This window comes from Marinobacter sp. KM021 (genome assembly GCF_050707965.1).
Lineage (GTDB): Bacteria > Pseudomonadota > Gammaproteobacteria > Pseudomonadales > Oleiphilaceae > Marinobacter > Marinobacter shengliensis.
Genome location: NZ_CP136129.1, coordinates 28436 through 45735, shown reverse-complemented (window position 1 = coordinate 45735; position 17300 = coordinate 28436). Strand labels below are relative to the sequence as shown.

At 59.2% G+C, this 17300-nt stretch carries 14 protein-coding genes; 1 reads left to right on the top strand and 13 read right to left on the bottom strand.

Annotated elements, in window-relative coordinates; translation table 11 throughout:
* Nucleotides 1-28: 28 nt before the first annotated feature.
* The 4 genes from RVM24_RS00215 to RVM24_RS00200 form a co-directional block, all read right to left on the bottom strand.
* Complete coding sequence (locus RVM24_RS00215; protein ID WP_431474754.1) at nt 29-1009, bottom strand: Nudix family hydrolase; 981 nt, start codon at nt 1007-1009, stop codon at nt 29-31.
* Nucleotides 990-2207 (bottom strand): bifunctional glutamate N-acetyltransferase/amino-acid acetyltransferase ArgJ, encoded by a 1218-nt coding sequence (gene argJ / locus RVM24_RS00210; RefSeq protein ID WP_431474753.1) that lies wholly within the window; start codon nt 2205-2207, stop codon nt 990-992. The genes RVM24_RS00215 and argJ overlap by 20 nt, the downstream gene beginning before the upstream one ends.
* A gap of 102 nt (nt 2208-2309) precedes the next feature.
* A complete protein-coding gene (secA, locus tag RVM24_RS00205; protein ID WP_072678058.1) occupies nt 2310-5042 on the bottom strand; it encodes a preprotein translocase subunit SecA in 2733 nt (910 codons plus the stop codon).
* A gap of 89 nt (nt 5043-5131) precedes the next feature.
* Entirely contained in the window at nt 5132-6067 is a 936-nt protein-coding gene (locus RVM24_RS00200) for a M23 family metallopeptidase (protein WP_244178157.1), read from the bottom strand.
* A 235-nt stretch (nt 6068-6302) separates the two neighbouring features.
* Here RVM24_RS00200 and RVM24_RS00195 point away from each other — a divergent pair, with 235 nt between their 5' ends.
* Nucleotides 6303-6755 (top strand): DUF721 domain-containing protein, encoded by a 453-nt coding sequence (locus RVM24_RS00195; RefSeq protein ID WP_061333016.1) that lies wholly within the window; start codon nt 6303-6305, stop codon nt 6753-6755.
* A gap of 11 nt (nt 6756-6766) precedes the next feature.
* Here the strand turns inward: RVM24_RS00195 and lpxC are convergent, their stop codons facing one another.
* From lpxC to murD, 9 genes are all read right to left on the bottom strand, one after another.
* On the bottom strand, nt 6767-7681 hold the full coding sequence (lpxC, locus tag RVM24_RS00190; protein ID WP_058091002.1) for a UDP-3-O-acyl-N-acetylglucosamine deacetylase: 915 nt from the start codon (nt 7679-7681) through the stop codon (nt 6767-6769).
* A 216-nt stretch (nt 7682-7897) separates the two neighbouring features.
* Nucleotides 7898-9055 (bottom strand): cell division protein FtsZ, encoded by a 1158-nt coding sequence (gene ftsZ, locus RVM24_RS00185; RefSeq protein WP_058091003.1) that lies wholly within the window; start codon nt 9053-9055, stop codon nt 7898-7900.
* A 102-nt stretch (nt 9056-9157) separates the two neighbouring features.
* Nucleotides 9158-10393: a cell division protein FtsA gene (ftsA, locus tag RVM24_RS00180; protein WP_431474752.1), complete on the bottom strand. Its 1236-nt coding sequence runs from the start codon at nt 10391-10393 to the stop codon at nt 9158-9160.
* A gap of 36 nt (nt 10394-10429) precedes the next feature.
* Nucleotides 10430-11269 carry a cell division protein FtsQ/DivIB gene (locus tag RVM24_RS00175; RefSeq protein ID WP_058091005.1) on the bottom strand — a complete coding sequence of 280 codons (840 nt, stop codon included), beginning with the start codon at nt 11267-11269 and terminating at the stop codon, nt 10430-10432.
* Nucleotides 11262-12239 carry a D-alanine--D-alanine ligase gene (locus tag RVM24_RS00170; RefSeq protein ID WP_072678061.1) on the bottom strand — a complete coding sequence of 326 codons (978 nt, stop codon included), beginning with the start codon at nt 12237-12239 and terminating at the stop codon, nt 11262-11264. Before RVM24_RS00170 ends, RVM24_RS00175 begins: the two co-directional genes overlap by 8 nt.
* Nucleotides 12236-13675 carry a UDP-N-acetylmuramate--L-alanine ligase gene (gene murC / locus RVM24_RS00165; RefSeq protein ID WP_431474751.1) on the bottom strand — a complete coding sequence of 480 codons (1440 nt, stop codon included), beginning with the start codon at nt 13673-13675 and terminating at the stop codon, nt 12236-12238. The genes RVM24_RS00170 and murC overlap by 4 nt, the downstream gene beginning before the upstream one ends.
* Nucleotides 13668-14753 (bottom strand): undecaprenyldiphospho-muramoylpentapeptide beta-N-acetylglucosaminyltransferase, encoded by a 1086-nt coding sequence (gene murG, locus RVM24_RS00160; protein WP_072678063.1) that lies wholly within the window; start codon nt 14751-14753, stop codon nt 13668-13670. Before murG ends, murC begins: the two co-directional genes overlap by 8 nt.
* Nucleotides 14746-15945, bottom strand: a complete 1200-nt coding sequence (gene ftsW / locus RVM24_RS00155; RefSeq protein WP_431474750.1) for a putative lipid II flippase FtsW — start codon at nt 15943-15945, stop codon at nt 14746-14748. Before ftsW ends, murG begins: the two co-directional genes overlap by 8 nt.
* The gene (murD, locus tag RVM24_RS00150; RefSeq protein ID WP_431474749.1) at nt 15945-17285 is read right to left on the bottom strand and encodes a UDP-N-acetylmuramoyl-L-alanine--D-glutamate ligase; all 1341 of its coding nucleotides are present in this window, start codon (nt 17283-17285) and stop codon (nt 15945-15947) included. Before murD ends, ftsW begins: the two co-directional genes overlap by 1 nt.
* Nucleotides 17286-17300: the final 15 nt, after the last annotated feature.

The window sequence follows — 17300 nt, the reverse complement described above, 5'->3', positions numbered from 1 at the left end:
GCGGAAATCCGTAATCTCCGCCAGCGGCTCACCACCAGAATCCGATGCCGGCAATGCCCTGGCCGCCCCGCTCACGACACAGTGTTTCATGACCTGGCGCCAGCCCCCCCAGCCCGTAGACTGGAAGCCTGGCATTGGCCACCAGGAATTCGAACTGCTCCCAGCCGATTCCGGGTTGCCCCGGATGGGTGGGCGTTTCCAACACCGGGCCCAGCGTCGCGTAATCCGCACCCAGAGCCGCCGCATGGTGCAGCTGACTTTGGTCATGGCACGACACCCCCAGCCATCGATCGGCCGGCACAGGGCGCCTTGAGAGCGCCTGAGCCTCACGCCAGGGCAGGTGCAGGCCGGCAGTTTTCGGAAATGCACCCAGCAAACGCGGATGGCCATGCAAAACCAGTCCGACGCCGGCACCGGAACAGATCGGCAAAGCCTCTGCCGCCAGTTTCAGGTAATCGTTATCCGGTAATTGAGGCGCCCGAAGCACAACCAGCTGCCCCGCCATACCGCCAATCGACCGTTCCAGCCGGCTGATACCGTCCTGCCAGGATGCCATCGGGCCAACAATAGCCAGGCGCTGCGGTAAATTGAGTGCCCTGATGATCGGGCGGTTGGCGGCAGGGAAATCCGCATCGGCGAGCTCGCACGGGCGCAGCCAACTGATCGGCTGCCCTTCCCGGCCCTCTGGCTGCCCCTCGGCCTCCGAGGTTTTCCAGACATCCAGGAACACCTGTTTGTCACCGTAGTCGTGGCGGATACCGATCACCGGCTCCAGGCTGGCCAAGGGTACCTGCAGGCCGGTTTCCTCGGCAATCTCCCGAACCAGGGCCTGCTGTACGGTTTCCCCCGGCTCCACCTTGCCACCCGGGAACTCCAGCAGTCCGCCCTGATGCACGTGATCCGGACGGCGGGCAATCAGAACCCGGCCGTCACGGATAATGACGGCGACGGCAACGTGGATCTGCTTCTTCCCCGCCAGGGTCTCAGGCTCAGGTACGGTATTCGGCATTGATGGTCACATAGTCGTGGGAGAAGTCACAGGTCCACACGGTTTCCTGGACGCTACCGCGCTTGAGGTCGATGGCAATGGTGATTTCTTCCTGGCTCATTACCCGCTGACCCCGGTCCTCGGAGTAATCATCGGCACGGCCACCGTTGCGCACCAGGCAGACATCCCCCAGATAGATTTCCAAAGAGCACAGGTCCAGGTCCGGCACGCCCGCGCGCCCCACCGCCGCCAGAATCCGGCCCCAATTCGGGTCCGAGGCAAACAGCGCGGTCTTCACCAGCGGCGAGTGCGCGACGGTATAGGCCACATCCAGCGCCTCCTGCTGGCTGGCAGCACCGCTGACGTCGATGGTGACAAACTTGGTGGCACCCTCACCGTCCCGGACAATGGCATGGGCCAGGTCCAGGTATACCTGACGAAGGGCTTCTCTCAACGCCGGCAGGTGCGGGCTGCCTGCGGTAATTTCCGGCCCGTCGTACTGGCCACTGGCCATCAACATGCAGGCATCGTTGGTGGAGGTATCGCCATCAATGGTAATCCGGTTGAACGACTTCTCGCCCAGTTCCGACGCCAATGACTGCAGCACGTCGGGTGCAATACGGGCGTCGGTGGCGATAAACCCGAGCATGGTGGCCATGTTTGGCCGGATCATGCCCGCGCCCTTGCTGATGCCGGAAATGGTCACCGCATGGCCACCCAGGTCCACCCGCACAGACGCCCCCTTGGGCCGGGTGTCGGTGGTCATGATGCCACTGGCGGCTTCCGCCCAGCGGTCTTCCCGGGCACTGGCCAAGGCTTCCGGCAGCGCCTTGACAATCTTGTCGACCGGCAAGGGCTCACCGATCACACCGGTTGAGAACGGCAACACTGCGTCAGGGCTAACGCTTGCTTCGGCGGCCAGCGCTTCACAACAGCGCAGAGCATCGGCCATGCCACGTTCGCCGGTACCGGCGTTGGCATTGCCGGTGTTGATCAGCAGGTAGCGGGGTGCGCCCTGGGCCAAGTGTTTCCGGCTGAGTACCACAGGAGCCGCGCAAAACTGATTGCGGGTAAATATGCCCGCGACCCTCGCCTCCGGCACCAACTCAAACACCACTATGTCTTTACGCCCGGGCTTTTTGATACCCGCACTCGCAATCCCCACCTTGATACCCGCCACCGGGTAAAACTCGGGTAAGGTTCCGGGACCTACTGCCATGCCTGCCTCCTGAATTTATCCGAAACTGTAAACGACAAAACCCGCATACCGCCCATACACTGGCCGATTGCGGGTTCTGGTGCCGAGGTTGCTGCTCAGGTTTTAGCTGACCTTACCGCAACACTGCTTGTACTTCTTGCCAGACCCGCAGGGACACGGCTCGTTTCGCCCTACCTTGCGCTCCTGGCGAACAAAGGTCTCCGGGGTGCCCTGGGCCTGGTTGCCCTGGCCAGCATCCTCACCCTGGGTGGCACTGGTCTGATCGTGCCGCAACTTGGCCCGGGCCATTTCCCGCTCCAGCTCTTCCTTGCGGCGGCGCTCGATCTCTTCCATCTCTTCGCGACTCTGAACCCGGACATGACACAACACACGGGTGACGTCACGCTTCATGGTGTCCAGCATGGTCTCAAACAGGTTGAAGGCTTCGCGCTTGTATTCCTGTTTCGGGTTCTTCTGAGCGTAACCGCGCAGGTGGATACCGCGGCGCAGGTGGTCCATGTTCGACAAATGCTCCTTCCACAGGGTGTCGAGCACCTGCAGGAACACCTGTTTCTCGAACTTGCGCATGGGCTCTGCGCCAGCAATCTCTTCTTTCGCCTTATATTCGGTGACGATAGCGTCGAGAATCTTCTGGCGCAGGTTTTCCTCATACAGCTTGCTGTCTTCATCCAGCCACTGTTGAATCGGCAGATCAATCGCCATTTCAGATTGCAGCTGCGCTTCCAGCCCGGCCACGTCCCACTGTTCCGGCATGCTCTGGGGCGGAATAAACTCGCTGACCATAGCGTCAACCACATCGCTGCGAATGGTGTCGACCATCTCGGAGATGTCGTCAGACGCCATCACCTCGTTACGCTGATCGTAAATCACCGTGCGCTGATCGTTGGCTACGTCATCGTATTCCAGCAGGGTTTTACGCATGTCGAAGTTACGACCTTCCACCTTGCGCTGGGATTTCTCGATGGCGTTGGTGACCATACGGTGCTCGATGGCCTCACCCTTTTTCATACCCATGGCCTGCATCAGGTTCTTCACCCGTTCAGGCGCAAAGATCCGCATCAGGTTATCTTCCAGCGACAGGAAGAAACGGGAAGAACCCGGATCGCCCTGACGGCCGGCACGACCCCGTAACTGGTTGTCAATCCGCCGGGATTCGTGACGCTCGGTACCGATAATATGCAGACCACCGGCATCCAGCACCTGATTGTGGCGTTCGGTCCATTCCGCCTTCATGCGGGCGACTTCTTCCTCGGACGGATTATCCAGGGCGGCCACTTCGTATTCCCAGTTACCGCCCAACACAATGTCCGTACCACGACCGGCCATGTTGGTTGCAATCGTCACCGCGCCGGGGCGGCCCGCCTGGGCAATGATCAGTGCCTCAGAGTCATGCTGCTTGGCGTTTAGGATCTTGTGCTCGATGCGGGCCTTCTTGAGCAGCATGGACAGCAGCTCGGAGGCCTCGATGGACGCGGTACCCACCAGGATAGGCCGACCTTCACCCGTGACATCCTTGATCTCATCAATGATGGCGTGGAACTTTTCTTCCTGGGTCAGGTACACCAGGTCGTTGTAGTCAATCCGCTGAATGGGCTTGTTGGGCGGAATCACCACCACGTCCAGACCGTAGATCTGACGGAATTCGAAAGCTTCGGTGTCTGCGGTACCGGTCATGCCGGCCAACTTGTCGTACAGACGGAAATAGTTCTGGAAGGTGGTCGACGCCAGGGTCTGACTCTCGGCCTGGATCTTCAGGCCTTCTTTCGCCTCGATGGCCTGGTGCAGGCCTTCGCTCCAGCGGCGGCCCGGCATGGTCCGGCCGGTGTGTTCATCAACGATCACCACCTGACCACCCTGAACGATGTAGTCGACATCCTTCTGGAACAGGTGATGAGCCCGCAGGGCCGAATGAACGTGGTGCAGCAGGCTCAGGTTGGCTGCCGAGTAAAGGCTTTCGCCCTCCTGCAGCAGGCCTCGCTCCAGAAGTAATTCTTCAACCTTCTCATGACCGGCCTCGGTGAGCTCCACCTGGCGTGACTTTTCGTCGATGGTAAAGTCGCCGGAGCTTTCTCCGGATTCACTGACCTCGCCTTTTTCAAGGCCCGGAATCAGCGTATTGATGGCCTGATAGAGCTTCGAGGAATCTTCGGCAGCACCGGAAATAATCAGGGGGGTACGGGCTTCGTCGATCAGGATGGAATCCACCTCATCCACGATGGCAAAGTTGAGACCGCGCTGAACCTTGTCATCAATACTGAAGGCCATGTTATCGCGCAGGTAGTCAAAGCCGAATTCGTTGTTGGTACCGTAGGTGATATCCGCCTGGTAGGCGGCGCGCTTCTCTTCCGGTGGCTGACCAGCAACGACCACGCCAATGGTCAGGCCAAGGAAGCGATACAGCTTGCCCATCCACTCGGCATCACGGCTTGCCAGGTAATCGTTGACGGTGACAACGTGAACGCCCTTGCCGGGCAATGCGTTGAGATAAACCGCTGCGGTGGCCACCAGGGTTTTACCCTCACCGGTCTTCATCTCGGCAATGCGGCCTTCGTGCAGGGTCATACCACCAATCAGCTGTACGTCGTAATGACGCATGCCCATCACCCGGCGGCTGGCCTCGCGAACGGTGGCAAAGGCTTCGGGCAGCAGGGCATCCAGGGCTTCGCCCTCATCAAGACGCCGGCGGAATTCAGCGGTCTTGCCCTGCAACTCGGTGTCCGACAACCCGCCCAGCGCCTCTTCAAGTTGATTGATGCGCGTAACGGTTTTGCGCATCCGCTTGATTTCTCTGGCGTTTTTACTGCCGAACATCTTCGTTGCAAGCTTTGTGAACATAGACCACTGCTTCTTCAGTTAAACGGAGGAAGCCGGCATTCTAACCTTATTTGGCGACAGGACAAAAGGTGGGGTTCACGGGAATGGAATCAGCGGCTTGCGCGCTGGATATATTTCTCAGGATTTTCGGACTTGCCATTGCGGATCACTTCAAAATGCACGTGGGGGCCAGTAGACCGGCCGGTGCTTCCCATCAGTGCCACAACCTGCCCTTTCTGGACCACATCACCGGTTTCGACCTTGATGGTCTTGGCGTGGGCATAACGGGTAACCAGCCCGTCGCCGTGATCTACCTCAACCAGATTGCCGTAGCCAAAGCGGTCACCGGCAAAGGTCACAACGCCGGCACCGACAGTGATGATATCACTGCCTTCCTTACCCGCCAGATCCACTCCGGCATGCCAGCGGCGCTTGCCAGTGAAGGGGTCGGTACGGTATCCGTAAGGGGACGACAACCAGCCCCAGGTAATGGGACGGCCCTGCAGATACAGCTCGTCTTCGAGCTTGTTGCGGGACGCCACCTTATCAAGCAATCGCAGCTGCTTTTCACGATCATCCAGCGTGCGCTCCAATTGCTCGATCATATCGGTCAACTCAGGGGCACTGTAGGACTCACCACCCATACCGTCTTCGGGGCCACCAACAGCCGCCGGCTGATCAAAGTTGAATTCATCGCTGGCCACCAGCCCGGACTCAACGAAGCGCTGACCAAGGGCATCCAGTCGCAGAAGCCGCCCCTGGATATCACCAAGCCGGAGTGTCAGAGCGTCCACCTGCTGCTGCACGTTCTCCCGAACCCGCGTCACCTCGGCCCGTTGCTCCTGAAGCTTGTCTTGCCAGGTAGATACCAATTCGGTCTCTGTGGGCTTTTTGGCTTCCGCCTTTGCCACGGCCACCTGATAACCCGCCCAGCCAGCCGCCAACAGCAGCGCCAGCACAGTAAACACCAGAGCTGCAACAATACCGGCGTTGAGCGCGATTGCCCGGGAACGGCCGTGGCGTTTGCCAACGAATATTACGTTCATATCGTCATTCGATTTCATTGAAGAGCCGCATACCTGTCCCTGTAGTGCTGCGGCCCGGAAGTAAATATCCGAGCGGTTCTGCTATCCTTGGCAACAACTACGTACTGATAAATCGCAGCGCCCGGTAGACATACTCGTTTGTGACAATGTAAAACGAGTGGAATACCAGTGCTACGCACAAAGCGTGCCGAAGTGTAACCAATCGTAAACAGTCCCGTCGAGAAAAAAGCCGGTTATGAGCAAAAAAAATGACCAAAAAATGATCTTTGGCAAAGTGGCTTCCAGCCCCGGCTCTACTCTGAAAGCCCTGCTGACCAAAGCCGAGCTTCACCAGCAGGCGGAACAACTGGTGCTCGACGCGGTTCCGGAGGAGCTGGCAGACGGCACGCGTTTTGTCAGCTGTACCGACGGAGAACTGGTGCTGGCCACCGACAACGCCAGCAAGGCTACCCGGTTACGGTTCCGGCAACACGAGATCATGGAAAAGCTGCGGGAGCAGGAGTTGTTCAGGTTTGTCTGGAAGGTTCGCATCAAGGTGTCACCCTTGAGGTACCGGGACAAACCGGAGGCGAAAATGACGCCCCTCAGCAAAGAAAATGCCCGGCTCCTCAAAGAGGAAGCCGGGCACACGAAGGATAAAGCACTACGCGAGGTTCTCGAAAAACTCGCAAGCCACGTCCGGGATTAAGGCTTCCGGCCTTAACCCACCGCGAGCACAGGTTTCATATAAGAGATAGGAGCAGTGGCTTCATCATCGAAGGTCACCACTTCCCATGCGTCTTCTTCTGCCCTGAGCTTGCGCAGCAGCTTATTGTTCAGGTCGTGACCGGACTTGATACCGCGGAACTCACCGATCAGGCTGTTGCCCAGCAGGTAGAGATCGCCGATCGCATCCAGAACCTTGTGCTTGACGAACTCATCATCATAACGAAGGCCATCCTCGTTAAGAATCTTGTAGTCGTCGACCACAATGGCGTTGTCCACACTGCCACCCAGCGCCAGATTCATCGCACGCAACTTTTCAATATCGCGCATGAACCCGAACGTGCGGGCACGGGAGACTTCCTTCACAAAAGACGTGCTGGAGAAATCCACCGTGGCAGTCTGGGCGCGACCCTTGAACACCGGATGGTCAAAGTCGATACCGAAGCTGACCTTGAAGCCTTCAAACGGCAGGAAGGTCGCCTTCTTGTCGCCTTCTTCGATGGTGACTTCCCGCTTGATGCGGATGAAGCGTTTGGCGGCATCCTGTTCGGAAATGCCGGCCGACTGCAGCAGGAATACGAACGGCCCGGCTGAACCATCCATAATCGGCACTTCCGCCGCGCTCAGTTCGACGTAGCAGTTGTCAATGCCAAGACCAGCCATGGCTGAGAGCAAATGCTCTACGGTCGCCACACGGACACCGTCATTTACCAGCGTCGTGGACAGCATGGTCTCACCTACATTTTCCGCGCATGCCCGGATCTCAACCATCGGGTCGAGGTCCGTACGGCGAAAGATGATGCCCGTATCAACCGGAGCCGGCTTCAGGGTCAGGTAAACCTTTTCCCCTGAGTGCAGGCCGATACCGGTCGCACGGATGGTATTTTTGAGTGTCCGTTGTCTGATCATCGGTTCATCATTCCGTCACAAAAAGTCGATATTCTGAGCAAAAAACTGCCCGGAGAATATCAGAATTCAAGACTGAGTACCATTTAGCCAACATGACTTTACTTAAAAATTGCAATAGTCATCCGCTATGGCCAACCAGCTCACGTTTATTCCGGACTAAAGGTTCCATTTCACTGCATTGAAACCGATACCCCCGAACACAGGTGAGACAGATTATCAATCAGCCTGCCGGCGAAGGAATGCGGGAATATCGAGATAGTCCACGCCCTGCTCTTCGCTTTCTTTGCTCTGGTCCAGCGCCACATTGCCCTGCGAAACCGCACGACGACGCAGCACAGCAGGCCGGTCCAGCTGGTTGTAATCGGTCTTGCCGTCCAGTGTGCGTGAGTTGTCCACCACCTTGGTGGGCTTCTCACGTTCACCACCGAGACCCGTCGCCACCACGGTGACCTTGAGCTCGTCGGTCATTTCCGGATCGATAACCGTGCCCACCACTACCGTGGCGGCGTCTGACGCAAATTCACGAACGATGTCACCAACTTCGGAGAATTCGCCCAGATTCAGATCCATGCCGGCGGTAATGTTGACCAGGATGCCCTTGGCGCCCTGCAGGTTGATGTCTTCCAGCAGCGGGCTGCGAACGGCGGCCTCAGCAGCTTCACGGGCGCGGTTCTCGCCGGTGGCACGACCGGTACCCATCATCGCGTTGCCCATTTCGGACATCACGGTTTTAACATCGGCAAAGTCAACGTTGATCATACCGTTGCGGGTGATCAGGTCAGCGATACCCTGAACCGCGCCCAGCAACACGTCGTTGGCGGAGGCAAAGGCGTCCAGCAGGCTGGTCTTCTTACCCATCACCGCCAACAGCTTCTCGTTCGGGATGGTGATCAGTGAATCAACGCTCTCGCCCAGCTCTTTCAGGCCGGACTCGGCCACGCTCATACGCTTGCCACCCTCAAACTGGAACGGCTTGGTGACCACGGCAACGGTCAGGATACCCAGCTCCCGGGCCACTTCCGCGACAACAGGCGCGGCACCGGTGCCGGTTCCACCACCCATGCCAGCGGTGATAAAGACCATATCAGAGCCACTGAGCGCCTCGGCAATACGGTCACGATCTTCCAGGGCAGACTGACGGCCCACTTCCGGGTTGGCACCAGCACCCAGGCCCTTGGTGATGTTGCCACCAAGCTGGATAATCTGGCGGGCGTCCAGGTCTTTCAGTGCCTGGGCGTCTGTGTTGGCGCAGATAAACTCCACACCTTCAATGTCGCTGTTAAGCATGTGACGAACGGCGTTACCGCCACCACCGCCAACACCGACAACCTTTATAACTGCGTTTTGCTGAACACTATCAACGAGTTCAAACATATCCCCTACTCCTTCGTGCTGTTTCCGGTCTTTCCAGACCGGTTTCATTCGATCGTTTTGTGTTTTTCGAGATACCTTCGTGTACTACCTGCTGATTCACCGTCAGAACTGACCGGTAAACCAGGCTTTCATGCGCTCAATCAGGGAAGGTGCATCCTCCCCTTTGAGCACCGGCGCCCGGCCAAGATCCATTTGCCGGAAGCCATGAATCAACAACCCCACACCAGTGGCGTAGATCGGGTTGTTGACCACTTCAGTCATGCCGGAGACCGCCTGCGGACAGGCCAGCCTTACCGGCATGTGGAAGATTTCTTCGGCCAGCTCCACCACCCCTTCCATGGTGGACGAACCGCCCGTAATCACGATGCCTGCGGGAATCATGTCTTCGAATCCCGACCGGCGAAGTTCCGACTGCACCAGGGTGAACAGCTCCTCGTAACGAGGCTCCACCACTTCCGCCAGCGCCTGCCGTGACAGGTCTCTGGGCGCCCGGTCCCCGACACTGGGAACCTTGATGGTTTCGTCGGCACCGGCGAGCTGAGTCAGCGCGCAGGCGTATTTGATCTTGATCTCTTCGGCATTTTGCGTTGGCGTGCGCAGCGCCATGGCAATGTCATTGGTGACCTGATCACCGGCAATGGGAATCACCGCGGTATGGCGGATCGCACCGCCGGTAAACACCGCGATATCGGTGGTGCCCCCACCGATATCCACCACACAGACACCCAACTCTTTTTCGTCCTCAGTCAGAATCGCGTGGCTCGATGCCAGCTGCTCAAGAATGATGTCGTCTACCTCAAGGCCGCAGCGCTTCACACATTTCTCGATGTTCTGTGCCGCGTTTACCGCACAGGTCACCAGGTGCACCTTGGCTTCCAGGCGCACACCAGACATGCCCATGGGCTCCTTGATGCCTTCCTGGTTATCGATCACGAATTCCTGCGGCAGGATATGCAGGATTTTCTGATCCGCGGGTATGGCAACCGCCTGGGCCGCGTCGATCACCCGGTCGATATCGGCCTGAGTCACTTCCCGGTCGCGGATGGCCACAATGCCGTGGGAATTCAGGCTCTTGATATGACTACCCGCGATGCCTGCGTAGACCGAATGAATTCGACAGCCAGCCATCAGCTCGGCTTCCTCCACTGCCCGCTGGATGGCCTGAACCGTGGTTTCGATATTCACCACCACCCCCCGCTTGAGGCCGCGGGACGGGTGTGAGCCGATACCAACCACTTCGATGGTTCCATCCATCTTGCGCTTGCCGACAATCGCAACCACTTTGGAAGTTCCGATATCCAGGCCGACAATCATGTTTTCCGTTTCAACCGATGACATGTGTTTCACCAAACCCCAGGTTCGTAATAATCGTTATCAGGATTTCGGCGCGGCGGTTGCCACATCCGACTTCCACTGCACCGCCACGCCGTTGGAGTAGCGGGCATCAACCCGACTGACTTCGTCCACTCGCGAAGCCAGGCGGTTCTCATAAACCGTAATAAAACGCTCAAAACGTTGCTCAACCTTGTCGCGCCCCAAAACCACCTCAATGCCGTTTGACAGCGTGAGTGTCCAGGCGCCCCGTTGTTCCAGGGACAAGCCAGCAAATCCGAGCCCGTAGCCGGCCAACTGGTCACTCATGGTGCGGGCCATGGAAATCACCTCTCGCACCCGCTCATCCGGCCCCGCCAGCCTGGGCAATCTGCCCGCCACTTCCGGGTTTGGCGGCAGGAATAGCTCGCCTGACCTGCTTACCAGCCGGCCATCCGTCCAATACGCCAATGGCTTTTTCTCCCGGATGTCGATCTCCAGCCGCCCTGGCCAAACCCGCCTGACCGCGGCCGAGGCTACCCAGGGCCGCTGTTCCAGTTCGGCTTTCACCTCCGCCAGATCGGTAGCGAAGTAACTCTTGCCAATCCAGGCTCCGGCAGCACGCTCCACGGCCACCGAGCTGTCGCCAACAAAGTCTCCGCGCACATCCACCGCAATGATCTGCTGGTCCATGGCGGTAAGCAGCCGGTCGGTTGCCCAGGGCACCATGGCCGCCAGCAGAACAATGGTCGCGCCCAGCCCCACCTGCAGCCAGGGCACCGCCGACAATACCCCTCGCAACACACCAAACCGGTCCCGCTCCGGTCCGACCGAGGTTGCCCCCCGTCGCCGGGGCGGCTCGGGCGGTACCGCCCGGCTCCGGATCAGTAATGTTTCAAGCATTCGTCGCCTCCGGCAGAGTGTCCTTGAGAATCCGCACGACCAGTTCTTCGAAGCTGATGCCTGCTGCCTTGGCGGCCATCGGCACCAGGCTGTGGTCAGTCATACCAGGGACAGTGTTCGCTTCCAGCAACCAGAACTCGCCGTCCGCATCCTGCATGATGTCGACCCGCCCCCAGGTTCTGCACCCGAGCACGCGAAAGGCGTCCAGCGCCAGGTGCTGCAACCGGACTTCATCATCCGGGGCCAGGCCACACGGAATCCGGTACCGGGTATCGTCAGCCAGATACTTGGCGTCGTAGTCGTAAAAGGTATGGTCTGTACTCAGGCCAATGGCCGGCAAAGCTTTGTCCTGAAGCAGGCTGACGGTAAATTCCGGCCCCTCAATCCACTGTTCCACCAGCACAAGATCATCGATTTCCGCTGCCTTTCGATAGGCCTCCGCCAGCTCTTCGGTATTGTGAACCTTGAAGATCCCGATACTGGAGCCTTCATGGGCCGCCTTGACACTCAACGGTGTGCCCAGGCTCCGGATAATCTCATCCGCCTCCGCGGCGGAGGTCATGGCCCGGAATGCAGGCGTTGGCAGACCGCAGCCCTGGAATACATACTTGGTACGTAACTTGTCCATGGCCAGGGCCGAGGCCAAAACCTCGCTGCCGGTGTAGGGAATGCCCGCCTGCCCCAGAATCGCCTGCAGGGTGCCGTCTTCGCCGCCCCGGCCGTGCAGGGCAATAAACACCCGGTCGTACTCCGGAGCTTCGACGGTTTTCAGCAGGCAGCCACGCACGTCAATACCAAAGGCATCAACGCCGGCCGACTGCAACGCCGACAACACAGCCTGGCCACTCTTCAGGGACACCGCCCGCTCTGCGGAATCGCCCCCCATGAAGACCGCCACGCGCCCGAAGGCTTTCACCAGTTCCGGTGATGCCTGATAGGGCTGTGCGTTGGTATGACTCAAATCACTCACTTGCTCACTCCCGCCGCAGCCAGTCGTGCAGCAACGCCACCAATATCGCCGGCACCCTGGGTAATCAGCAGGTCGCCGTCTTTCAGGGCACTTTCCAACAGGTTTTCGATTTCCCGGTTTTCCTCGACGAACACCGGCTCAACCTTGCCACGCTGCCGGATACTCCGGCACAGGGCACGGCCATCGGCACCGGGTATTGCCGGCTCGCCGGCTGAATACACATCCATCAACAACAGGCCATCGAGTTCCGACAACACACGTACAAAGTCTTCGTACAAATCCCGGGTACGGGTGTAGCGATGGGGCTGGTACAGCATGACAATGCGCCGGCCAGGCCAGGCATCGCGAGCTGCACGGATAACCGCTTCCACTTCCGTGGGGTGGTGCCCGTAATCGTCCACCAGCATTACCGACCCTTGCGGAATCCGGTATTCGCCATACACCTGGAAGCGCCGGCCGACACCGGCAAAGCCCGCCAGGCCCCGACAGATTGCCTGATCATCCACCCCTTCATCGGTGGCGACGGCAATGGCCGCCAGAGCATTCAGAACATTGTGACGGCCCGGCATTTTCAGCTCGACCGTCAGGTCTGAGCGATTCCCCGGGCGGCGCACAACAAAATGGGTTCTCAGACCATCCGAACTGATCTGCTCGGCCCGGTAATCCGCATCCGGGTTGTCGATGCCGTAGGTAATGATGGCCCGGGATATCCGCGGAATGATTTCCTGCACGTAGGCGTCATCCACGCACATTACGGCAATGCCGTAGAATGGCAGGTTGTGCAGAAAGTCCACGAACGTCTGTTTCAGTTTTTCAACATCACCGCCGTAGGTATCCATATGGTCGGCTTCGATGTTGGTCACCACCGAAATCACCGGGGTCAGGTGCAGGAACGATGCATCGCTTTCGTCAGCTTCCGCCACCAGGTACCGGGAGCCACCGAGCTGGGCATTGGTACCGGCACTGTTCAGCTTGCCGCCAATGACAAAGGTTGGGTCCAGTCCTGCTTCCCCAAGAATCGAGGCAATCAGGCTGGTGGTGGTGGTCTTGCCGTGGGTGCCAGCGATGGCAATGCCGTGGCGATAGCGCATGATTTCCGCCAGCATTTCTGCTCGCGGTACGATCGGCACGCGGCGGCTGCGGGCGGCTGTCACCTCAGGGTTGTCGCCGGCGACAGCAGAAGAGACGACCACGACGTCTGCCTGCTCACTGTTCTCCGCCCGATGGCCGATCTGGACTTCTACGCCCATGGCGCCGAGGCGGCCGGTAACCGGGCTCTCTTTCAGGTCCGACCCGGACACGTCGTAGCCCTGGTTCTTGAGCACCTCTGCGATGCCACTCATGCCCGCACCGCCGATACCAACAAAATGGATACGGCGAATACGGCGCATTTCGGGCACCTGATAGACCAGCGGCGGATTGGTTACATCAGCCATTGGCGGCCTCCAGACAGTAATTCACAACTCTCTCCGTTGCATCAGGGCGGGCCAGTGAGCGGGCGGCCGTCGCCATTGTCGAAATTCGTTCCCGGTCGCCAGCGAGATCTTTCAAGGTCTCTGCCAGCACATCCGGAGTCATCATCTGCTGGGGTATCAGAATCGCTGCCCCTGCTTTTACCATGTGTTCGCCATTGCGGGTCTGGTGATCGTCCACAGCGTGGGGGAAAGGGACCAACACTGCCCCGACGCCAGCGGCGCAGAGTTCTGACACCGTCAGGGCTCCAGCCCGACACACCACAATATCTGCCCAGGCGTAGGCTTCGGCCATGTCCCGGATAAACGGTTCAACACTGGCCGAGACATCAGCAGCCTCATAGGCGTCCCGGGCTTCCTGCGCATTTTTTTCACCACACTGGTGCCGAACCTCCGGGCGCAGTTCCTCCGGCAACAACGCCAGTGCAGCTGGTACCTGCACGTTGAAAACCCGGGCACCCAAACTGCCGCCTACAACCAGAACACGCACCGGCCCGGTCCGGCCATCGAGGCGGCGTTCCGGCCCGTCGATTTCGGTGACATCTTTGCGCACCGGGTTGCCGGTGCAGCGGGTAACCACGTTCGCACCGAAGCTCCCGGGAAAGGCTTCGAGCACCGTATCCGCAACCCGAGTCAACCAACGGTTGGTCATTCCCGCGATGGCATTCTGCTCATGGATCACCAGGGGCACACGCTGCAGAAAGGCAGCGATACCGCCGGGGCCAGTCACAAAGCCACCCATGCCCACAACGCAATCCGGCTTGATCTTTCGCAGTACGGTGAACGCCTCACCCAGTGCGCGCATCAAGCGGATCGGTGCCAGCACCAGGGCCAGTTTGCCTTTGCCACGAAGCCCGGAAATATGGATCAACGACAGCGGAATATCCGTCTCGCCGATCAGCCGCTCTTCCATACCGCCCTTTGCACCCAGCCAGAACACCTCGTGGCCTCTGTCCTGCAGCGCACGGGCGGTCGCCAGCGCGGGGAATACGTGGCCACCGGTGCCACCAGCCATCATCAGAAAACGACGGGGCTTACTCATACACAGCACCTCCCCGCGTTTTTTTTCTGGTTTGTTCTGAATTCATTCGCACCTTATCAAGCCGTTCAATTTCAACCCTTGCCAGCACGCCGATGCCAATGCAGGTCATCATCAGGCTGGAGCCGCCGTAGCTCACCAAGGGCAGCGTCAGCCCCTTAGTGGGCAACAATCCCGTGCTGACGGCCATATTGATACCCGCCTGCAGACCCATCAGCAGGGTAAGGCCATAACTGAAGCACGCACCAAACGGCATACCAGCTTTCTCCGCCCTCCGCGCAATCACAAACCCGCTCACTACCAGTGCGGTGAACAATGCCAGCACAATCAGCGAGCCCAACAAACCAAACTCTTCGGCGATGATGGCGAAGATGAAGTCGGTATGTGCCTCCGGCAGATAAAACAGCTTCTGGATCGAATTACCCAGGCCAACGCCCGCCCACTCGCCCCGCCCGAAAGCAATCAGGGACTGGGTGAGCTGATACCCGGTGTCAAACTGATCTTTCCACGGGTCCAGATAGCTCACTACCCGCTTGAGACGGTAGGGCTGGGTAACCACCAGAACGGTTCCCAGTAACGCCAGGATGCCGATCAACGGAGCAAACCGGGTCAGCCGAACACCGCTAAGGAAGATCATGCCCGCTGCGGCGGTGACCAGCACCACGGTGGCACCGAAGTCTGGTTGAATGACCAGCAGCACCGACGCCAGACCCAACACCACCAGGGGTTTCAGAAACCCGGGCCAGGTGTTCAGCAATTCATCCCGGCGCCGGACCACGTATCCTGCCAGATAGGCAATCAGGCACAGCTTGGCCACCTCGGATACCTGCACATTGAACAGTCCCAGGGGGATCCAGCGGGTTGAACCGTTGACGGTGCGCCCCATGGGTGTGAGCACCAGCAACAACACCAGTATGCCGACACCCAGCAGCAACCACCCGCTGCGCTCCCACCAGGACACCGGCACATTCACGGCGACCAGGGCCATGAGGCAACCGAGCGCCGCAAACAGCACCTGCCGGATCACATAGTGATAACTGTTGCCCATGGTGGCCGCCGCCATATCCATGGAGGCGGACGAAATCATCACCACGCCCAGCACCAGAAGCGCAACGGACGTCACCACCAGCACTGGCAGGGGCTGGAGATCACCTAACCAGGCTTGTGGCCGGTAACTGGCTGCACCCACTTGCATCACTGGGCCTCCACCAACGCACGGAACTGGTCTCCGCGATCGTTATAATCCCGGAACATGTCAAAACTGGCGCAGGCCGGTGACAACACCACCCGGTCGCCTGACCGCGCCAGCCGGCGCGCTTGCTCGACAGCCTCGGCCAGCGACCCTGCCTTGACCTGGTCAACTCCGTCGGCCAACGACCTGGCAATGGTATCGGCATCACGACCCATCAATACGACCGCACGGCAGTATCTGGCTGCGGGTTCCGCCAAGGGTTTGAAGTCAGCGCCCTTGCCATCGCCACCGGCAATCAGGATTACCTGGCCGTCTTCGGGGGCCAGGCTTTCGATCGCGGCAACAGTGGCACCCACGTTGGTGCCTTTGGAATCATTGATGTAATCAACGCCATCCAGATGCCGGACAAACTCACAGCGATGGGGCAAGCCGGTAAACTCACGTGCCACCCCAAGCATGGTCTCCATTGGCAGGCCCGCTGCGTGACCAAGGGCCAATGCGGCCATCACGTTGCTGATGTTGTGCCGCCCCATCAGCTTGAGCTCGCTGGCCAGCAACAGGTTGTCGAACCCGAAGGTTATCCAGGTTCCCTGATCGTCGTCCCGGGTGCTGAAGGTCTCCGGGTTCACCCGATTAAAGCCAAAACAGATAAACCGCAGGTTATCCCGCGCCATGGGAGTGCTCAGGGCGTCGTCAAGATTCACAATGGCGTTCTTACAGCCCCGGTAAATCCGCTGTTTTGCCTGAAAATAGGCCATTTTGTCGGGGTAACGGTCCATGTGATCGTCGCTGACGTTGAGTACGGTGGCAGCCTCCGCATTTAGCTCTTCGGTGGTTTCCAGTTGAAAACTCGAGAGTTCCAGCACATACAGGTCTGCGCCCTGACCAAGCAGATCCAGGGCTGGCGTACCGATGTTGCCGCCAACCTTGACGTTCCGTCCCGCCGCCCGGGCCATCTCCCCGACCAGGGTGGTGACCGTGGTCTTACCGTTGGAACCCGTGATAGCAATGATGGGCGCATCTGCCGCGTCGGCAAACACATCAATATCACCGCGAACTCGAGCGCCATTTTTGGCGGCAGCGGCAATGGCTGGCTCCGCAATGGCAATACCCGGGCTGACCACCAGTTCGTTAAAACCGGCAAACAACGAGGGATCAAACACTCCGAGATAGACCGGTATATCCGGCCAGCCCGCGCGCAGTTCTTCCAGCCCGGGCGGGTTTTCCCGGCTGTCAGCCACAGCAATGTCGCGGCCCGTTCCGGACAAATAGCGCACGCAGGAGAGCCCGGTTTTACCGAGCCCTACTACCAATGTGCGACGATCCGAAACAATGACACTCATAGCTGTAACCACTTC

Coding starts and splice junctions, on each gene's coding strand:
- RVM24_RS00215 (WP_431474754.1), bottom strand. CDS start 1,009: ATGCCGAATACCGTACCTGAGCCTGAGACCCTGGCGGGGAAGAAGCAG.
- argJ (WP_431474753.1), bottom strand. CDS start 2,207: ATGGCAGTAGGTCCCGGAACCTTACCCGAGTTTTACCCGGTGGCGGGT.
- secA (WP_072678058.1), bottom strand. CDS start 5,042: ATGTTCACAAAGCTTGCAACGAAGATGTTCGGCAGTAAAAACGCCAGA.
- RVM24_RS00200 (WP_244178157.1), bottom strand. CDS start 6,067: ATGAACGTAATATTCGTTGGCAAACGCCACGGCCGTTCCCGGGCAATC.
- RVM24_RS00195 (WP_061333016.1), top strand. CDS start 6,303: ATGAGCAAAAAAAATGACCAAAAAATGATCTTTGGCAAAGTGGCTTCC.
- lpxC (WP_058091002.1), bottom strand. CDS start 7,681: ATGATCAGACAACGGACACTCAAAAATACCATCCGTGCGACCGGTATC.
- ftsZ (WP_058091003.1), bottom strand. CDS start 9,055: ATGTTTGAACTCGTTGATAGTGTTCAGCAAAACGCAGTTATAAAGGTT.
- ftsA (WP_431474752.1), bottom strand. CDS start 10,393: ATGTCATCGGTTGAAACGGAAAACATGATTGTCGGCCTGGATATCGGA.
- RVM24_RS00175 (WP_058091005.1), bottom strand. CDS start 11,269: ATGCTTGAAACATTACTGATCCGGAGCCGGGCGGTACCGCCCGAGCCG.
- murC (WP_431474751.1), bottom strand. CDS start 13,675: ATGGCTGATGTAACCAATCCGCCGCTGGTCTATCAGGTGCCCGAAATG.
- murG (WP_072678063.1), bottom strand. CDS start 14,753: ATGAGTAAGCCCCGTCGTTTTCTGATGATGGCTGGTGGCACCGGTGGC.
- ftsW (WP_431474750.1), bottom strand. CDS start 15,945: ATGCAAGTGGGTGCAGCCAGTTACCGGCCACAAGCCTGGTTAGGTGAT.
- murD (WP_431474749.1), bottom strand. CDS start 17,285: ATGAGTGTCATTGTTTCGGATCGTCGCACATTGGTAGTAGGGCTCGGT.